This window comes from Delftia sp. WSY_12 (assembly GCF_043104645.1).
Taxonomy (GTDB): Bacteria; Pseudomonadota; Gammaproteobacteria; order Burkholderiales; family Burkholderiaceae_C; genus Comamonas; species Comamonas tsuruhatensis.
Map to the genome: position 1 here is coordinate 17,151 of NZ_JBICKW010000023.1, position 18,621 is coordinate 35,771.

An 18,621-nucleotide genomic window follows, 5' to 3' on the forward strand; every position below is an offset into this window, starting at 1 on the left:
AAAATGCCGGCGGATAGTTAACGATATTGAATTGTCAATAGTAAGATCGCCGTCTTATGCGTCTGCTTGTTTTGCGCCTGCTATTGCTGGCCGTGTTCTTCAACACGGCCATTGGCATGCCCCTGCACGGCGCAACGCATATCCGGCAGGCGGCGGCAGCGCCCGGCCAGGCGTTTGCCGGCCTGAACGGCTGCGAGGACAAGGCGCCGGCCGGTGAAAAGGCGGAAGCCGCGGAAGCCGTCTGCGTCTGGTGCATGGGCCATGCACCGCATGCGGCGGCCTGGCTGCCGCACTTCGGCCTGCCGCTGGCCGTGGCCGCGCCGCCTGAGAGGGTGCCGCCGCGCACCGTGGGCGGCGCCATCCCCTCGCAGAACCGCTGGGCCTTTGCATCGCGCGACCCGCCGCGCTGAATCCGCAAGCACTTTTCTCCTTCTCTGCCGCCGGCACCGTTGGTGCTGGCGGCATGTCCGTGTTTGCGCGCGCCGGCTTCTGATGCCGGCGGCATGCGCCCGTGCCCGTTTTCATCATGACTGCCTTCTCCATCCTCGCGAAGCCGCTCCCCGGCCTTCGCCCGCTGCCGCTTGCCCTGAGCGCTGCCGCTTTCTTCTCCACGCCCGTGCTGGCCCAGGGCCAGGAACAAACTGCGGCATCCGTGCCGTCAGCGCCGTCGCCCCAGGAGCAGACCCTGCTGCCTGCCGTGGAAGTCGTGGGCCGCACGGCCTCGGGCGCCTATCACACCGATGAGGCGGCAGGCGCCAAGACCGACCTGCCGCTGCGCGAGCTGCCGCAGTCGGTGCGCGTGATCACGCGCCAGGCCATGGACGACCTGGGAGCCACCAAGCTCGACGATGTGCTGGACTATGTGGGCGGCGTCTCGCGCCAGAACAACTTTGGCGGCCTGTGGGACAACATCGTCATTCGCGGCCTGCCCGGCGATCAGAACGTGGGCATGGCCACCTTGTTCAACGGCTTTTCCTCGGGGCGCGGCTTCAACGCGCCGCGTGATCTGGCCGGCGTGGAGCGCATCGAGTTCCTCAAGGGCACGGCCGCTGCGCTCTACGGCAGCAGCGAGCCGGGCGGCACGCTGAACGTCGTCTCCAAGCGTCCGCTGTGGACACCTTCGCATTCCGTGGAAGCCTATGCGGGCAGCTACGGGCTGCGGCGCGGCGCGCTCGACAGCACGGGGCCGATTGGCGAGAACTTTGCCTACCGGCTCAACATCGCCGTGGAGGACCGCGACAGCTTCCGCGACTTCGTGGGCGCCAGCCGCCAGGTGATTGCGCCGGCCTTCACCTGGAAGCTGGGGCGCGATACGGTGCTGGAGTACTCGGGCGAGCTGCTGCGCCACAAGACGCCGCTGGACCGTGGCGTGGTGGCCGTGGGCGACCGCCTGGGCGCCATCTCGCGCAGCCGCTTCCTGGGCGACCCGCGCGACGGCGATGTGACGGTGGAAAACCGCACGCACCAGTTCATCCTCTCGCATGAGTGGAGCGCGCAGTGGCGCAGCCGCCTGGGCCTGTCCTACCGCGAGACCTCGATCAACGGCTTTTCCACCGAACCCCATGCGCTGCTGGCCAATGGCGACCTGACGCGCCAGCGGCGTTTCCGCGACTACCAGTCCGACGATATCGCCGTGCAGGCCGAGCTGCAGGGCACGGTGAAAACGGGCACCGTCGAACACGAGCTGCTGCTGGGCCTGGAGAGCTTTCGCTTCGACATGGATACGGTGATGCTGCGCGCCAACCCCACGGCGGCCAATCCCTATGCCATCAATATCTACAACCCCGTCTACGGAGGCACGCAGCCCGTGCCCACGGCCAATACCGATACCTTCGAGCGCCAGCGCAACACGGCCTTCTACCTGCAGGACGCCATCAAGCTCTCGCCCCAGTGGCGCGTGGTGGCCGGCCTGCGCATGGACCGCTATGACCAGTCGCTGCACAACCGCCGCACGGGCGCGACCACGCAGCAGGACCCGACCTCGACCTCTCCGCGCCTGGGCCTGAGCTGGCTGCCGCTGCCGCAATGGACCTTCTATGCCAACGTGGGCCGCTCGTTCCGGCCCAACGTGGGCGTCGATGTGGCCGGCGCGGGCTTCAGTCCCGAATCCGGCCGCTCCATGGAGCTGGGCGCCAAGTGGGAAAGCGCCGACCGGCGCATGGGCGCCACGGCCGCGCTGTTCGACATCCGCAAGCGCAACGTGCTGACGGCCGACCCGGGCAACGCCGGCTACTCGGTCTCGGCCGGCGAGATCCGCAGCCGGGGGCTGGAGTTCGACTTTGCCGGCCAGGTCACGCAGCGTTGGCGCCTGAATGCGAGCCTGGTGCTCAACGACGTGGAGATCTCGCGCGACAACACGCTGGAAGTGGGCGGGCGCCTGCTCAACGTGCCCAAGGTCAACGGCAGCGTGCTGGCGGTCTACGAAAACGCCTTCTCCAACGGCCAGCGCTACGGCATTGGCGGCGGCGTCACCCGCGTGGGCAAGCGCCTGGGCCAGGCCCGCACGCAGGCCGAGGCCGACGCTGGCAAGGCGGCCTTCGATCTGCCCGGCTACACCACCGCCAAGCTGGTGGCCTACTGGCGCATCAGCCCCACGCTGCGCCTGACGCTGGACGTGGACAACCTCTTTGACAAGACCTACTACACCAGCTCGTACAGCCGGCTGTGGGTGACGCCGGGCACCGCCCGCACCGTCACCGTAGGCCTTCAAGCCAAGTTCTGAGCCCCGCCATGCATCCATCCCTTCCTGTTTCTTCCAACCCCACTTCTGCCTCCTCGCCCGTGCTCCAAGCGCTGGGCGCCGTGGTGGACTATGGCGAGCGCACCATCCTCCAGGGCCTGGACCTGGCCGTGCATGCCGGCGAGATCTATGCGCTGCTGGGCGCCAACGGCGCGGGCAAGACCACCACGCTGAGCCTGTTCCTGGGCTTTGTGCGGCCGCGCAGCGGCCAGGTGCGCGTGCAGGGCGTGGACCCGGTGACGGCTGCCGCGCAGGCGCGCGGCCTGATCGCCTATATCCCCGAGAACGTGGCGCTGTACGAGCACCTGAGCGCGCGCGAGAACGTGGCCTATCTGCTGGACCTGGCGGGCCAGCCCGCCAGCAGGGATGCCATCGGCCAGGCCTTGTCCGCTGCAGGGCTGGATGCGGCCGCGCATGACCGGCGCGTCTCGGGCTTTTCCAAGGGAATGCGGCAGAAGGTGGCCATTGCGCTGGCGCTGGCACGCAAGGTGCCGGCGCTGCTGCTGGACGAACCCACTTCGGGCCTGGACCCGCAGGCCACGGCCGAATTCAGCCGGCTGATCACGCAGCTGCGCGGCCAGGGCGTGGCCATTCTCATGGTCACGCACGACCTGCTGGGGGCGGCCGATGTGGCCGACCGCATGGGCTTCATCGCGGGCGGCAGGCTGGTGGAGGAGGTGGCGGCCCGTGGGGAAGAGCGCTTTGACGTGCGGGCACTGCACCGCCACTACGCGGGTACAGGTTCGGGTGCGAGTGCGAGTGCGAGTGCAAACGCAGACGCAGACGCAGGCGCAGGCGCAGACGCAGACGCAGGCGTGCAGGGGGCCGCGGCATGAGCACGGCCTGGACCATTGCACGCGAGGAATGGCGCCTGCTGCTGCGCGACCGCGTGGCCGTGCTGGGCATGGTGCTGTGGCTGCTGCTCGGTGCTACTGCCGCCTTCACCGCCTGGGACCAGCGCAGCGCGGCCCAGGCCCAGCGCGAACGCCACCAGTCGCAGGTGGACCACGAGTTCGAGGCCCAGCCCGACCGCCATCCGCACCGCATGGTGCACTACGGCCATTTCGTGTTCCGCCCGCTCAATCCGCTGGCGGCCTTCGATGCGGGCATAGACGCCTACACCGGCCACACGCTGTTTCTCGAAGGCCACCGCCAGAACAGCGCCAACTTCGGCGATGTGCGCCAGTCGTCGCTGCTGCTGCGCTTCGGCCAGCTCACGCCGGCCTTTGTGCTGCAGGTGCTGGCACCGCTGCTGCTGATCTTCGTGGGCCATGCCTGCATCGCGCGAGAGCGCGAGGCCGGCACCTTGCGCGTGCTGCTGGCCCAGGGCGTGGGCATGCGGCAGTTCGTGGCCGGCAAGCTGCTGGCGCTCACGGGCGTGGCGGCCCTGGTGCTGCTGCCCGCCTTGCTGGCCCTGGCCTGGATGGCGGTGGCCACGCCCGTGCCCATCAGCCTGGTGGCCGCGCTGGCGGCTGGCCATGTGCTGTGGCTGCTGCTGTGGGCCGTGGGCATCACCGCGGTCTCGGCCCTCATGCGGCGCGGGCGCGATGCCTTGCTGGCCCTGCTGGCCGCCTGGGCCATTGGCGTGGTGCTGGTGCCCCGGCTGGCGCCGGAGCTGGTGGGCGCGGCCCTGGCATTGCCCACGCGCTTCGAGACCGATATCGCCACGGCGCGCGAGCTGGCGGCGCTGGGCGACAGCCACAATCCCGACGATCCCTACTTCGCCGCCTTTCGCGCCAAAGTGCTTGCGCAGTACGGCGTGTCGCGTGTGGAGGATCTGCCCGTCAACTACAAGGGCCTGGTCGGCATGGAGGGCGAGCGGCTGACCAGCGAGCTCTTCAGGCGCCATGCCGAGGCCAGCTTCGATCTGCAGGCCCGGCAACTGCGCAGCGCCGACGGCTTTGCCCTGGTCAGCCCCTTGATTGCGCTGCGCCGCCTGTCCATGGCCGTGGCCGGCACCGACCTGCAAGGCTATCGGCGCTTTCTGGAGCAGGCCGAGCAGCATCGCTACCGCATGGTGCAGGCGCTCAACCAGCTGCAGGTGGACAAGCTCAGCTACGCGGGTGACCGTTCCAGCCGAGACAACCGCATCAGCCACGAGCACTGGCGCGGAGTCTCCGACTTCCATCACGAGCCCGATCCGCCGCTGGCGGCCTTGCGCCGCGCGGCACCCGCAGCCTGCGTGCTGCTGGGATGGCTGGCGGCGCTGGCGGCCGCCTTGCTGGTGGCCACGCAACGTCTGGGGAGGGTGGTGCGATGAGCTGGCTACGACATGAATGGCGTCTTCTGACGCGCTCGCGCCTGGCGCTGTGCGCCCTGGCCCTGCTGCTGTTGCTGTCCACGCTGGCCGTACTGTCGGGCCTGCGCGAGATCTCGTCGCAGCGCCAGACCCTGGACCGTCTGGCCCAAATGCAGCAGCAGGAAATGGCGGCCCAGGCAGGTCGGCATGCACAGTCCGGCGATGCGGGCTCGGTGGCCTACTACGGCTTTCACAGTACCTGGGATGCACCGTCGTCCACGGCCTTCCTCGCCCTGGGCCTGCGCGATGCCGCGCCCTATGTGCTGCGCGTGCGTGCCCTGGCGCTGCAGGCGCAGCTGCATGAAGGCGAGAGCTTCAACCCCGAACTGGCGCTGGCGGGCCGCTTCGACTTCGCCTTTGTGCTGGTCTACCTGGCGCCGCTGTTCCTGATTGCACTGCTCTACGACCTGGTCTCGGGCGAGCGCGAATCGGGACGCCTGGGCACGCTTCAGGCCATGCCCGGCAGCGGGCGCCGGCTGTGGCTGCGCCGTGCGGGCCTGCGTTCGGTGCTGTTGCTGGCATGCCTGGCGCTGCCGGCCCTGGCAGGGGCATTGGCCAGCGGGGCGCAGGCGGGCGCCATCGCCTCCGTGCTGCTGAGCGCCATGGCCTATGTGGCCTTCTGGAGCGGGCTGTGCCTGGTGGTCGCCACGCTGGGCGGCAGTTCGGTGGCCAACGCCATGGCCCTCATGGGCTGCTGGGCCGTGCTGACCCTGGTGCTGCCCACGCTGGCCAATGCCGCGCTGTCGCGCGCCGTGCCCGTGAGCCAGGGCGTGGAGCTGATGCTGGCCCAGCGCCAGACCGTGCATGGTGCCTGGGACCTGCCGCGCGAGCAGACCATGGAGCGCTTCTTCCGCAACCACCCCGAATGGCGCAACACCGCGCCGCTGCCTGCGGGCTTTCACTGGAAGTGGTACTACGCCTTCCAGCAGCTCGGTGATGAAAGCGTCGCCCCCCAGTTCGCCGCCTATCGGGAAGGCCTGCAGGCGCGCCAGGCCTGGACCGGGCGCCTGGGCTGGCTGCTGCCCGGCGTGGGCGTGCAGGCCGCATTGCACCGCCAGGCCGGCACCGACCTGCTGGCGCAGCTGGCCTACCAGGACGACATTGCCGCCTTCCATGCGCGGCTGCGGACTTTCTTCTATCCCTATCTGTTCGAGGACCGTCCATTCGGCGCGAAGGACTTTGCAGCGCAGCCGGTCTTCACGGCCAGTCCGCGCCATGCGCCGCAGACCTGGGGCCAGGTGGCGATGCTCTGGGCGGTGGCTGCGCTGGCCTTGCTGGCCGGGGGCGTTGCCGCAGGCCGCGTGCGGCCGGGCAGGCGCTGAGGCAGCGGACCGGGGAAAAAGAAACAGCCATGGCGCAGGGAAGGCCTGCGCCATGGCTGTCGGCTTGCCGATGCCTGGGCCTGAGGCCCGGGGCCCGCCGCTACTGCACGTTCTGGTGGCAGTCGCTGCAGATGCCGTACATCGTCATCTCATGGCGCTCCACCACAAAGCCTTCGGGCACGATGCGCTGCATGTCGCCAAGGCAACCGGGCACGTTGAACACGCGGTTGCAGCTCATGCAGCGGAAATGGTGGTGATGGGCGCGGCCGCTGAGTTCGTAGCGCGTGGCCTCGCCGGGCAGGTCCACGGCCTGCACCTCACCGGCTTCCATCAATTGCTTGATGTTGCGGTACACCGTGGCCAGACCGATGGCCGGCACCTCGCGCTGCGCTGCGCCCAGGATTTCAGCGGGGAGCAGGGGGCGCCCAGCCTCTTCCATGACCGTGCGTATCGAACTGCGCTGGCGGGTCGAGCGTTCCATTGGCCTGAACAAGCGCTCCACGATGGGCTGAGTGTGTCTAGTCATGGTAGTTCCGTTATTTACTATAACAATCTCGAAGCGATTAATCAGTGTTCACGAACGCTCACAGCCGAAATGGAACTGTGCCTGCCTGTAGCTCCTGCGAGCATGGGTATGCAATCCCTGCAACGGTTCTTTTCTTCAAAGAGAAAAAATCACATCGGACGGACAACAGGTATTCCATTCTTGCGGTTTTGCGCGAGTATATGTCGTGAGCATTCGATGGACCTTGTGCGAAGGTTAAATACCATAGCCGTCCACAATGCTGTAATGGGATGTAATTGATCTATTGTCTGAAGAATGCTTGAAACAAGGGTTGTGCGGCATTTTGCCCAGGTCCTGCATCCGACGGTAAATGCTGGAGACGCGATGCAATGGATTGCATGGGCAGTGTATTACCGATTCAAGCAGATTGCCTCAATGCACCTCGTTTGTCCATCATCCATTCCCTGGAAGAAAGGTGCGGCCATCCCGTAATGGTTCATGTCACCACATGTCGATTCAGCATCCGGGCACCATTTGCCGAGCAGTTGCTTCGTCGTGAATTGCGTGGTCAGAAAACATCAGCCTGCTCCTTGGCCACGATGCGCGAATGAACAGCGAAAGCGCAAGCATCGTTTCCAGGGGAATTATTGGGGCAGGAATGCCACTTTCAAAACTCCCCTGATAAAGCCGCCGCAGGCGACCGGAAGATCCGAGCGGGCCGCCATTGCCGCGACGGCTTTGGCGGGGCTCTGCTTCAAGTCCGTTGGATGGACACACCGCCATCGACCACCATGGCCGTTCCCGTGACGAAGCTGGATGCATCCGACGCCAGGAACAGCGCTGCCGCTGCAATCTCCGCCGGTGTGGCCAGGCGCTTGAGGGCGTGCAGGTTTTCGACAAAGGCGCGTGCCTCGGGCGTGGGGGTGCTGGCGCGGCCCATGGGCGTGTCGGTGCCGCCGGGCAGCAGGGCGTTGGCCCGCAGGCCGCGGGGGCCGTATTCAGCCGCGATGACCTGGGTGAGGCCGACGAGGCCGGCCTTGCTGGCGGCATAGGCGCCCATGCCGGGCAGGCCCGCCGAGTAGCCCACGAAGGTGGAGGTGAAGATCAGCGAGCCGCCGCCGCGTGCCAGCAGGGCCGGTATCTGGTGCTTGGCGCCCAGAAAGGCGCTGGTGAGATTGGTGGCGATGGCCTCCTGCCAGGCCTGCAGCGACAGGTCGGGCAGGGCGCAGGGATCGCCCGTCATGCCGGCATTGTTGAAGGCGATGTCCAGGCCGCCAAAGCGCGCCGTGGCGGTTTCGACCAGGGCCCGGGCCAGCGGCTCGTCCCGCACGTCGCCGGCCAGCGCGATGGCCTGGCCGCCGTCCTGCTCTATCTCCGCCACCAGGGCCTGCAGTTCCGGCTGGCGGCGGGCCGTGAGCACCAGCCTGGCGCCGTGGCGTGCGAACAGCCTGGCGGCTTCGCGGCCTATGCCTGAGCTGGCGCCCGTGATGAGGGCGACTTTTCCGTGGAGTTGCTGTGACGATGGCTGCATCTGGCACCTTTTCTTTCCGTGAATGAGGGAAAGCGGTTTGTAGTGCGGCGCAGGCGCGGGCGCATCCCGTTTCTTGCACCGGTGCGGCGCCAATGCGGGCCGCACTCAGTCTTTGCCCAGGTCCAGGTGTGCGAACAGGTCGGCCAGCGTGGGCGTGGAGCGTGCGGGCCAGATGGCGCTGAGGTCCAGGCTGGGCAGGGACCGGCCATCGCGCACTTCGCAAAATCGCACGCCGCGAAAGTCCATGGAGCGTATCCAGCTGGGCAGCAGTGCCACGCCGCAGCCGCCGGCCACGCAGGCCAGCACGGTGAGGGTGCGGTTGGCTTCCTGCGCCACATGGGCCTCGTGCCCGGCCTTGCGCAGCGCGTCGAGGATGCCGGCATGCAGCACGGGCAATTGCGCCTGCGGGTACATCACCAGCCCGGCCTCGGCGATCTGGGCCAGGCTGACCTGGCCGTCCTCGCCGATCTGGAATTCATCGGGCACGGCGGCCACCAGACGCTCGCGCAGCAGCTGGCGCTCGCGCATGCGGCCGCCCACGGCCACGGGCGTGTGCATGAGGCCGATATCGATGGCGCCGGTCTGCAAGGCCTCGGCCTGCTCGGCATTGCTCATCTCGCGCAGGATGACGCGCACGCCGGGCGCCTGCTGCCGCAGCGCGCGCAGGGCGCGGGGCAGGGTGCCGAACAGCGCCGAAGACACCAGGCCCACGGTGAGCTGGCCTGCACTGCCCCTGGCGATCTCGCGCGCGCGGCTGGCGGCGGCATCTATGCGGGCCACGCTGGTGCGCACGTCATCCAGCATTGCCAGGGCGGCCGGCGTGGGCAGGGCGCCCTGGCGCGAGCGCTGGAACAGCTGCACGCCCAGGTCTTTCTCCATGCGGGCCAGGGTCTGGCTCAGCGCGGGCTGGGCAATGCCCAGCCAGTCGGCTGCGCGGCTGACGCTGCCCTGGTCCACCACCGCCAGAAAGTAGCGCAGATGCCGGGTTTCCATATCGATCCAGTATGAATAAATCCATTTTGAAGAATGGAAATATATATCCCCCGTTCCTAGAATCCGGCCGCATACCCCCTGCGCCGCATCCTGTGCCGCGCCACCCGCAAGGAGTTTTTCCCCGTGTCTGCCCTGCCCAGGTTCGCCATTGCGTCCAGCGTCGATACCCATGCCCATGTCTTCGAGCGCGGCCTGCCCATGCCCGATGTGCGCCGCTACGCGCCCGACGCAGATGCGTCCCTGGCCACGTATCTGCAGCACCTGGACACGCACGGCCTGGCCTATGGCGTGCTCGTGCAGCCCAGCTTCCTGGGCACGGACAACCGCTACATGCTCCAGGCCCTGCGCGCCCGGCCGCAGCGCCTGCGCGGCGTGGCCGTGGTCGATGACAACACGGGCGAGGACCACCTGCAGGCCCTGGCCGATGCCGGCGTGGTGGGCATGCGCCTGAACCTGATCGGCCTGCCTTTGCCTGATCTGAATGCGCCCGGTTGGCGCCGCGTGCTGGAGCAGGCCAACACCCTGGGCTGGCATGTGGAGCTGCACCTGCAGTCCGGGCGCTTGCCTGACCTGCTGCCCACCCTGCTGGCGGCCGGCTGCCGCGTGGTGGTCGACCACTTCGGGCGTCCTGACCCGGCCCTGGGCGTGCGCGACCCTGGCTTTGGCTATCTGCTGCAACAGGCCGGCAGCGGCCGTGTGTGGGTCAAGCTGTCCGCGCCCTACCGCATCTGGCCCGCCGCCGACTGCGCCGCCTCGGGGCGGCAGGCCACCGCGCAGTTGCTGCAGGCCTTTGCGGCCGAGCGATTGCTCTGGGGCAGCGACTGGCCGCACACCCAGCACGCGGGCCAGGCCAGCTATCCGGCGGCCGTGCGCTGGATGCACGACTGGCTGGACCCGCTGGACGATGCCGCCTCGCTGCAGGCCGTGCTGGGCCGCAGCGCCGTCGAGCTGTTCCGATTTCCGAGCCCGATTCAAACCCAAGGAGACACACCATGAAATCCCTGTCCAGACGCACCGCCGGCCTGTGGGCGGCCACAGGCCTGATATCGGCCGTTGCCGGCATGGCCGCGCCAGCCGCTGCGGCTGCAGCGGCCAACTACCCCGATCGCCCCGTCACCCTGGTCGTGACCTATCCGCCGGGCGGCACCGTCGATGTGGTGGCGCGCCTGATCGGCCCCAGGCTGTCTGCCGAGCTGGGCCAGCCCGTGGTGATCGAGAACCGGGGCGGGGCAGGCGGCATGATCGGCGGCGCCCAGGTGGCCAAGGCCCAGCCCGACGGCTACACCCTGATGCTCGATGCCTCCAACCACGCGCAGAATCCCGCCATCCACGCGCGCATGCAGTTCGATACGCTCAAGGCCTTCGCGCCGGTCTCGCTGCTGCTGCGCGTGCCCAATGTGCTGGTGGTGGCGCCATCGTCCCCCATCAAGAGCGTGCAGGACCTGATCCAGGCCGGCCGCTCCGAAGCGGGCGGGCATCTGTACTTTGCGTCGGCAGGCCCGGGCTCGGCCCAGCACCTGGCGGGCGAGCTGTTCAACCTGCTGGCCAGGACGCAGCTGCACCATGTGGCCTACAAGGGCGGCGGCCCGGCCATGATGGACGTGATGTCGGGCCAGGTGCCGCTGATGTTTGCCAGCATGGGCTCGGCCTGGCAGCACGTGAAGACCGGCAAGCTGCGCGCGGTGGCCGTGGGCGGGCTGGAGCGCTCCAAGGCCGCGCCCGAGCTGCCGACCATTGCCGAGTCGGGCGTGCCCGGCTACGAGACCTATGAATGGAACGCCATCTTTGCGCCGGCCGGCACGCCGCCCGCCATCGTGAACCGGCTGTCCACGGTGCTGGCCAAGGTGCTGCGCGAGCCTGCCATCGTGGAGCGGCTCGCTGGCATAGGTGCCGAGCCCATAGGCTCCACGCCGGCCGAGCTGGAGACATTCCGCCGCGCCGAGATCGCCAAATGGCAGAAGGTGGTGAAGGATTCCCGGCTCAAGCTGGACTGAGCGCGTGCAGGCCAGAAAGCGGACCATTGCGGTCTGCTGTGCACCGCAGGCAGCCCTGGCGCGTTGAACAGGTACGGGCGCTGGCTTGAACGGGTTCTTACACCTTTTCAGGCGCAGCGGCCCACGCGGCCCCGCGCGCTTGGTAGAAACGGGGCCTTTCCTGTTTCACCCACTTCAAAAGAACATGGCCCTGCTCACCTTGCGAACCACCTTGCGCGCCGCGGCCGCCTTTGCGCTGGCCTGCTCGGCCCTTGCGGCCCAGGCGCAGACCTACATCAGCGGCTCGGTCTCGGGCCAGCTGGCACCGGGCGTCTACGGCACCGTGGACATCGGCAACGCGCCGCCGCCAGCGCTGCTGTACCAGCGCCCCGTGATCATTGCGCCGGCCCCCATGGCTCCGCCGCCTGTCTACATGTGGGTGCCCCCGGGCCACGCCAAGCACTGGGGCAAGCATTGCGCCCGCTACGGCGCCTGCGGCCGCCCGGTGTACTTCCTGCGCAACCCGCCGCCGCACTGGCATGCCGGGCCGCCGCGTCCCGATCCGCGCTGGCGCGAGGAGCGCCGCCACCGCGAATGGGAACACCGCCGCGATGACCGCCGCTGGGACCGTGACGACCGCCACGATCGCCATGGCGGGCGTGGTGATGACCACCGTGGCCCTGGGCATGGCCATGATCGCGGCCGGGGCCATGGCCGCGATTGAGCGTCACTGCGCCCCAATAAGTTGTATCAAGCAGTTGCGGCGCCCCGGCGTCGCAGCCTGCGGCCCAGGCTTGGCGTTGAGCTATGCCGGTTTGCTATAGCTGCTAGCGGGCTTGCCCAGTAGTGCCTGGCCCGCGCCATGCTCACAATAGCTGTCATACCCATACTGATAGAGACAGCCATGCAAACGGCCATTCCCTGCCTGCTGATGCGGGGCGGTACTTCCAAGGGCCCCTTCTTCCGGGTCAGCGATCTTCCCTCCGACCTGCCCACGCGCGACCGCGTGCTGCTCGCGGCCATGGGCTCGCCCGACAGGCGCCAGATCGACGGCGTGGGTGGCGCGCATCCGCTGACCAGCAAGGTCGGCATCGTCAGCCTCTCCGACAAGGAGGGCATAGACCTCGAATTCCTCTTCGCCCAGCTGCAGCCCGACAAGGACACGGTGGACACCACGCCCAACTGCGGCAACATGCTGGCCGGCGTGGTTCCCTTTGCGCTGGAGACCGGCATGGTGCAGCCGCGTGGCGAGACCAGCACCTTCCGCGTGCTGACGCTGAACACCGGCATGGCGGCCGACATCACGGTGCAGACGCCCGGCGGCCAGGTGGAGTACGAAGGCTCGGCCCGCATCGACGGCGCGCCCGGCAGCTCGGCACCCATCGAAATCAGTTTCCTGGACACGGCCGGCTCGGTCTGCTCTGGCCTGCTGCCCACGGGCAAGCCCCGGGACACGGTCACGGTGACGGGCGAGGGGTTCGAGCCCTTCACGCTTGACGTCACCTGCATAGACAACGGCATGCCGCTGGTGATCTTCAAGGCGTCCGATGTGGGCGCCACCGGGCAGGAGACCGTGGCCGAGCTCAACGCCGACACCGACCTCAAGCGCCGCATCGAGGCGCTGCGCCTGCAGATCTCGCAGACCATGGGCCTGGGCGATGTCTCGGCCAAGAACTACCCCAAGATGACGCTGATCGCGCCGCCCCAGCATGGCGGCGCGCTGACCACGCGCAGCTTCATCCCCCATGTCTGCCATGACGCCATCGGCGTGCTGGCGGCCGTCACCGTGGGCACGGCGGTGAAGATGCCGGGCACCGTGTGCGAGGGCGTGGCACAGCTGCAGCAGGGCACGGGTCCGCTCACCGTCTCGGTGGAGCATCCCACGGGCGAGTTCAGCGTCACGCTGGACAGCGACCCGGCCCATCCCGACGTAGTGACCAAGGCGGCCCTGCTGCGCACGGCGCGCCTGCTGATGCGTGGCGAGGTCATGGTGCCGCGCTCGGTCTGGGACGGCCGCAGGCAGGACTGAAGAAACAGCGCAGGGGCTTGCCGGCCCCTGCGGTGCAAGGGGCGGGCCGCGCGCGCAGATGCGGTATCCGCCAGGCTGAGAGACAGTGGAAGAGACAAGTCATGACATCCGTCCAGAAGGACGCCGCAGCAACCGGCGTCAATGTGCAGACCCTGCTCAACGAGCACCCGTTTTCGGGATTCCAGTGGGTGATCTTTGCGCTGTGTTTCCTGATCGTTCTGCTCGATGGCTTTGATACGGCGGCCATCGGATATATCGCGCCCTCGCTGATCACCGAATGGGGCGTGAGCAAGCCCGCGCTGGCGCCCGTGCTCAGCGCTGCGCTGTTCGGCCTGGCCGCAGGCGCGATCTTCTCGGGCCCGCTGGCCGACCGCCTGGGCCGCAAGACCGTGCTCGTGGGCTCGGTCGCGGTGTTTGCCGTGGCCTGCCTGGGTTCCGGCTTTTCCCCCGACATCTGGACCCTGGCCGTGCTGCGCTTCGTCACCGGCCTGGGCCTGGGCGCCGCCATGCCCAATGCCGTCACGCTGATGAGCGAGTACTGCCCTGATTCGCGCCGCGCCACGCTGACCAACGCCATGTTCTGCGGATTTCCGCTGGGCGCGGCCTTCGGCGGCTTTCTGGCGGCCTGGATGATCCCGCATTTCGGCTGGCGCAGCGTGCTCATCCTGGGCGGTGCCGCGCCGCTGCTGCTGTTGGTGGCCCTGGTCGTGCTGCTGCCTGAATCCGTGCGCCACATGGTGGCCAACAACTACCCGGCCGAGCGCATCCGCAAGGTGCTGGCGCGCATTGCCGGTGATGCCGTGCAGGGCGTGCAGCGTTTCGTGCTGACCGAGGCCAGGCCCGAGGCCCAGGCCGGCAGCGGCATGGGCGTGGTGCTGTCGCGCCAGTACCGCGTGGGCTCGGTGATGCTGTGGATCGCCTACTTCATGGGCCTGGTCATCTTCTACGCGCTGATGAACTGGATGCCCGTGCTGTTCAAGGAAGCGGGCCTGGACCCCAAGACCGGCACCCTGGTGGCGGCGCTGTTCCCGCTGGGCGGCGTGGGCGCCGTGCTGTTCGGCTGGCTCATGGACCGCTTCAATGCCAACCGCATCATCGCCATCGGCTATGCGCTGACGGCGGCCTCCATCTGGTGGATAGGCCAGACGGCCGGCCACCTGGGCTGGCTGGTGGTGGCCGTCTTCCTGGCCGGCACCATCATGAACACCGCCCAGTCGTCCATGCCGGCGCTGGCCGCCGCCTTCTATCCGACACGCGGCCGCGCCACGGGCGTGGCCTGGATGCTGGGCATCGGGCGCTTCGGCGGCATCGCGGGCTCCTTCCTGGTGGCCGAGCTGTCGGCGCGCCACATGGCCTTCAGCGAGATCTTTGCCGTGGTGGCCATTCCTGGCGTGATCGCCATGGCCGCCCTCATCATCAAGCAGTACAGCAGTCCCGAGCCGCAGGGCGGCGCGGTGCCTGCCGCACCCCTTCATTGACACATTTCCACCCCATAAAGACGCAGGAGACCCTCCGATGATCATCGACGTACACGGCCACTACACCACCGCGCCCGCGGCCCTGGGCGCCTGGCGCGACCTGCAGATCGCGGGACTCAAGGACCCGTCCAAGGCCCCGCGGGCCAGCGAGCTGAAGATCAGCGACGACGAGATCCGCGAGACCATCGAGACCAACCAGCTCAAGCTGATGAAGCAGCGCGGCTCCGATCTCACCATCTTCAGCCCGCGCGCCAGCTTCATGGCGCACCACATCGGCGACTTCGAGACATCGAGCACCTGGGCCGCCATCTGCAACGAGCTGTGCTACCGCGTCAGCCAGCTGTTCCCCGATCACTTCATCCCGGCCGCCATGCTGCCGCAGTCGCCCGGGGTGGACCCCAAGACCTGCATTCCCGAGCTGGTCAAGTGCGTGGAGCAGTACGGCAACGTGGGCATCAACCTGAACCCCGATCCGTCAGGCGGCCACTGGACCTCGCCCCCGCTGTCGGACCGCTCCTGGTACCCCATCTACGAAAAGATGGTGGAGTACGACATCCCGGCCATGGTCCACGTCTCCACCAGCTGCAACGCGTGCTTCCACACCACGGGCGCCCACTACCTGAATGCCGACACCACGGCCTTCATGCAGTGCCTGACCAGCGACCTGTTCAAGGACTTCCCCACGCTCAAGTTCCTGATCCCCCATGGCGGCGGTGCCGTGCCCTACCACTGGGGCCGTTTCCGCGGCCTGGCGCAGGAACTCAAGAAGCCGCTGCTGGACGAGCACCTGCTCAACAACATCTTCTTCGACACCTGCGTCTACCACCAGCCGGGCATCGACCTGCTGACCAAGGTGATCCCGGTCAAGAACATCCTGTTCGCCAGCGAGATGATCGGTGCCGTGCGCGGCATCGATCCGACCACGGGCCACTACTACGACGACACCAAGCGCTACATCGAGGCCACGGCCAACCTCACCGAAGAGGAGCGCTACCAGGTCTACGAAGGCAACGCGCGCCGCGTGTTCCCGCGCCTGGACGCCGCCCTCAAGCAAAAGGGCCTGTAAGCAGGCCGCCACCACAGATCAAGGAGAACACCATGTACGAACTCGGTGTGGTTTACCGCAACATCCAGCGCGCCGACCGCGCGGCCGCCGACGGCCTGGCCGCCCTGGGCTCGGCCACCGTCCACGAGGCCATGGGCCGCGTGGGCCTGCTCAAGCCCTATATGCGTCCCATCTACGCGGGCCAGCAGGTCTCGGGCACGGCCGTCACCGTGCTGCTGCAGCCCGGCGACAACTGGATGATGCATGTGGCCGCAGAGCAGATCCAGCCCGGCGACATCGTGGTCGCGGCCGTGACCTCGGAATGCACGGACGGCTACTTCGGCGACCTGCTGGCCACCAGCTTCCAGGCGCGCGGCGCGCGTGCGCTGATCATCGACGCCGGCGTGCGCGACGTGAAGACGCTGCAGGAAATGAACTTCCCCGTGTGGAGCCGCGCCATCTCCTCCAAGGGCACGATCAAGGCCACGCTGGGCTCGGTCAACATCCCCGTGGTCTGCGCAGGCATGTGGGTCACGCCCGGCGATGTGATCGTGGCCGACGATGACGGCGTGGTCTGCGTGCCCGCCGCCAAGGCCGCCGAAACCCTGGCTGCCGCGCAAAAGCGCGAGAGCTTCGAGGGCGAGAAGCGCGCCAAGCTGGCTTCCGGCGTGCTGGGCCTGGACATGTACAAGATGCGCGAGCCGCTCGAAAAGGCCGGCCTTCGTTACATCGATTGAAGGAGGGAATATGAGCGCTTTTGAAAAGACCCCCGGCTGGCTGGACTGGTACGCCGGCCCCTCCAAGCCCAAGTTCCAGGTGCCCGCAGGCGCTGTCGATGCCCACTGCCACGTCTTCGGCCCTGGCGATGAATTCCCGTTCGCGCCCGAGCGCAAGTACACGCCCTGCGATGCCAGCAAGCAGCAGCTGTTCGCGCTGCGCGACCACCTGGGCTTTGCGCGCAACGTCATCGTGCAGGCCACCTGCCACGGCGCCGACAACCGCGCCATGGTCGATGCCTGCAAGGCCGCCGGCGGCAAGGCGCGCGGCGTGGCCACGGTGCGCCGCAGCGTGACCGACGAGGAACTGCAGGAACTGCACGCCGCCGGCGTGCGCGGCGTGCGCTTCAACTTCGTCAAGCGCCTGGTGGACTTCACGCCCAAGGACGAGCTGATGGAGATCGCGGGCCGCATCGCCAAGCTCGGCTGGCATGTGGTCATCTACTTCGAGGCCGTGGACCTGCCCGAGCTGTGGGATTTCTTCACCAGCCTGCCCACCACCGTGGTCGTGGACCACATGGGCCGCCCCGACGTGAGCAAGCCCGTGGACGGGCCCGAGTTCGAGCTGTTCCTCAAGTTCATGCGCGAGCACCAGAACGTATGGAGCAAGGTCAGCTGCCCAGAGCGCCTGTCCGTCACCGGCCCCAAGGCGCTGGACGGCGAGCAAAATGCCTACCGTGACGTGGTGCCCTTCGCCCGCCGCGTGGTCGAGGAATTCCCCGACCGCGTGCTGTGGGGAACCGACTGGCCCCACCCCAATCTGAAGGACCACATGCCCGACGACGGCCTGCTGGTCGATTTCATCCCGCACATTGCACCGACTGCCGAGCTGCAGAAGAAGCTGCTGGTCGACAACCCCATGCGTCTGTACTGGCCCGAAGAAGCCTGATGGCGACCATGTCCGGCCTGGGTGCCGGACATATTCAAGGAGATATCCATGGCATTGGACAAACCCTATCTGGACGTGCCCGGCACCATCATTTTCGATGCCGAGCAGTCCCGCAAAGGCTACTGGCTCAACCAGTTCTGCATGTCGCTGATGAAGGCCGAGAACCGCGAGCGCTTCAAGGCCGACGAGCGTGCCTACCTGGACGAATGGGCCATGAGCGAGGAACAGAAGCAGGCCGTGCTGGCCCGCGATCTGAACTGGTGCATGCGCACGGGCGGCAACATCTACTTCCTGGCCAAGATCGGCGCCACGGATGGCAAGAGCTTCCAGCAAATGGCCGGCTCCATGACCGGCATGTCGGAAGAGGAATACCGCAACATGATGGTGAGCGGAGGCCGTTCGGCCGAAGGCAACCGCCGCGTGGGCGAGGAGGGCGATGCCCAGGCCCACCGCCAGCCGCAGGGCAAGGCCGGCAGCGTGGACAAGAACAACAAGGAAGGCAACTGACATGGCACGCATCACCGCATCCGTCTACACCTCGCATGTGCCCGCCATCGGCGCGGCCATGGACCTGGGCAAGGTGGGCGACCCCTATTGGCAGCCGCTGTTCAAGGGCTTCGAGCACTCGCGCCAATGGCTCAAGGACAACAAGCCCGACGTGATCTTCCTGGTCTACAACGACCACGCGACCGCGTTCAGCCTGGACTTCATCCCGACGTTTGCCATCGGCACGGCCGCTGAATACCAGCCCGCCGACGAAGGCTGGGGCCCGCGCCCCGTGCCCAAGGTCGTTGGCCATCCGGAGCTGGCCAGCCACATTGCGCAGTCGGTGATCCAGCAGGACTTCGACCTGACCATCGTCAACAAGATGGACGTGGACCACGGCCTGACCGTGCCGCTGTCGCTGATGTGCGGCGAGCAGGACGCGCGCACGGGCGCCTGGCCCTGCCCGGTGATTCCGTTTGCCGTCAACGTGGTGCAGTACCCCGTGCCGTCGGGCCAGCGCTGCTTCAACCTGGGCCGCGCCATCCGCCGCGCCGT

The 18,621-nt window shown here is 67.7% G+C and carries 18 protein-coding genes; 15 read left to right on the plus strand and 3 right to left on the minus strand.

Translation table 11 applies throughout. From position 1 onward, the window contains the following. Positions 1–56 precede the first annotated feature (56 nt). The 5 genes from ACF8LI_RS14850 (at position 57) to ACF8LI_RS14870 (ending at position 6,361) form a co-directional block, all read left to right on the plus strand. Complete coding sequence (locus tag ACF8LI_RS14850; protein WP_016450639.1) at positions 57–410, plus strand: hypothetical protein; 354 nt, start codon at positions 57–59, stop codon at positions 408–410. Between the two features lie 116 nt (positions 411–526). Beyond that, positions 527–2,722: a TonB-dependent siderophore receptor gene (locus ACF8LI_RS14855; protein WP_043792450.1), complete on the plus strand. Its 2,196-nt coding sequence runs from the start codon at positions 527–529 to the stop codon at positions 2,720–2,722. Between the two features lie 8 nt (positions 2,723–2,730). Then, positions 2,731–3,576 carry an ABC transporter ATP-binding protein gene (locus tag ACF8LI_RS14860; RefSeq protein ID WP_392413151.1) on the plus strand — a complete coding sequence of 282 codons (846 nt, stop codon included), beginning with the start codon at positions 2,731–2,733 and terminating at the stop codon, positions 3,574–3,576. Next, positions 3,573–5,000, plus strand: a complete 1,428-nt coding sequence (locus ACF8LI_RS14865) for a DUF3526 domain-containing protein (protein WP_016454676.1) — start codon at positions 3,573–3,575, stop codon at positions 4,998–5,000. Before ACF8LI_RS14860 ends, ACF8LI_RS14865 begins: the two co-directional genes overlap by 4 nt. Then, positions 4,997–6,361 (plus strand): DUF3526 domain-containing protein, encoded by a 1,365-nt coding sequence (locus ACF8LI_RS14870; RefSeq protein ID WP_061289879.1) that lies wholly within the window; start codon positions 4,997–4,999, stop codon positions 6,359–6,361. Before ACF8LI_RS14865 ends, ACF8LI_RS14870 begins: the two co-directional genes overlap by 4 nt. Positions 6,362–6,461: 100 nt before the next feature. Here the strand turns inward: ACF8LI_RS14870 and ACF8LI_RS14875 are convergent, their stop codons facing one another. From ACF8LI_RS14875 to ACF8LI_RS14885, 3 genes are all read right to left on the minus strand, one after another. Next, complete coding sequence (locus ACF8LI_RS14875) at positions 6,462–6,887, minus strand: transcriptional repressor (RefSeq protein WP_016450441.1); 426 nt, start codon at positions 6,885–6,887, stop codon at positions 6,462–6,464. Between the two features lie 733 nt (positions 6,888–7,620). Further along, complete coding sequence (locus tag ACF8LI_RS14880; RefSeq protein WP_061289876.1) at positions 7,621–8,397, minus strand: SDR family oxidoreductase; 777 nt, start codon at positions 8,395–8,397, stop codon at positions 7,621–7,623. 105 nt (positions 8,398–8,502) lie between these two features. After that, positions 8,503–9,390: a LysR family transcriptional regulator gene (locus ACF8LI_RS14885; RefSeq protein WP_016450439.1), complete on the minus strand. Its 888-nt coding sequence runs from the start codon at positions 9,388–9,390 to the stop codon at positions 8,503–8,505. Positions 9,391–9,513: 123 nt separating this feature from the next. Between ACF8LI_RS14885 and ACF8LI_RS14890 the strand changes: the two genes are divergently transcribed. The 10 genes from ACF8LI_RS14890 to ACF8LI_RS14935 all read left to right on the plus strand — a co-directional run. Next, complete coding sequence (locus tag ACF8LI_RS14890; RefSeq protein WP_392413154.1) at positions 9,514–10,386, plus strand: amidohydrolase family protein; 873 nt, start codon at positions 9,514–9,516, stop codon at positions 10,384–10,386. Further along, complete coding sequence (locus ACF8LI_RS14895; protein WP_392413156.1) at positions 10,383–11,384, plus strand: tripartite tricarboxylate transporter substrate binding protein; 1,002 nt, start codon at positions 10,383–10,385, stop codon at positions 11,382–11,384. The genes ACF8LI_RS14890 and ACF8LI_RS14895 overlap by 4 nt, the downstream gene beginning before the upstream one ends. Positions 11,385–11,568: 184 nt before the next feature. Continuing rightward, positions 11,569–12,087, plus strand: a complete 519-nt coding sequence (locus tag ACF8LI_RS14900; protein ID WP_034395652.1) for a hypothetical protein — start codon at positions 11,569–11,571, stop codon at positions 12,085–12,087. Positions 12,088–12,267: 180 nt separating this feature from the next. Beyond that, positions 12,268–13,392, plus strand: a complete 1,125-nt coding sequence (locus tag ACF8LI_RS14905) for a 4-oxalomesaconate tautomerase (RefSeq protein WP_392413158.1) — start codon at positions 12,268–12,270, stop codon at positions 13,390–13,392. 101 nt (positions 13,393–13,493) lie between these two features. Continuing rightward, positions 13,494–14,870 carry an MFS transporter gene (locus ACF8LI_RS14910; protein ID WP_392413160.1) on the plus strand — a complete coding sequence of 459 codons (1,377 nt, stop codon included), beginning with the start codon at positions 13,494–13,496 and terminating at the stop codon, positions 14,868–14,870. A 37-nt stretch (positions 14,871–14,907) separates the two neighbouring features. Beyond that, positions 14,908–15,936: an amidohydrolase family protein gene (locus ACF8LI_RS14915; RefSeq protein WP_016454681.1), complete on the plus strand. Its 1,029-nt coding sequence runs from the start codon at positions 14,908–14,910 to the stop codon at positions 15,934–15,936. A 32-nt stretch (positions 15,937–15,968) separates the two neighbouring features. Next, positions 15,969–16,652: a 4-carboxy-4-hydroxy-2-oxoadipate aldolase/oxaloacetate decarboxylase gene (gene ligK, locus ACF8LI_RS14920; protein WP_012206250.1), complete on the plus strand. Its 684-nt coding sequence runs from the start codon at positions 15,969–15,971 to the stop codon at positions 16,650–16,652. A gap of 10 nt (positions 16,653–16,662) precedes the next feature. Further along, positions 16,663–17,580, plus strand: a complete 918-nt coding sequence (locus ACF8LI_RS14925) for an amidohydrolase family protein (RefSeq protein WP_016454682.1) — start codon at positions 16,663–16,665, stop codon at positions 17,578–17,580. A gap of 48 nt (positions 17,581–17,628) precedes the next feature. Then, positions 17,629–18,087, plus strand: coding sequence for a protocatechuate 4,5-dioxygenase subunit alpha (gene ligA / locus ACF8LI_RS14930; protein WP_016450431.1), 459 nt, complete (start codon positions 17,629–17,631; stop codon positions 18,085–18,087). A 1-nt stretch (position 18,088) separates the two neighbouring features. Next, the coding region (locus ACF8LI_RS14935; protein ID WP_392413163.1) for a class III extradiol dioxygenase subunit beta at positions 18,089–18,621 on the plus strand (533 nt) is incomplete at its 3' end.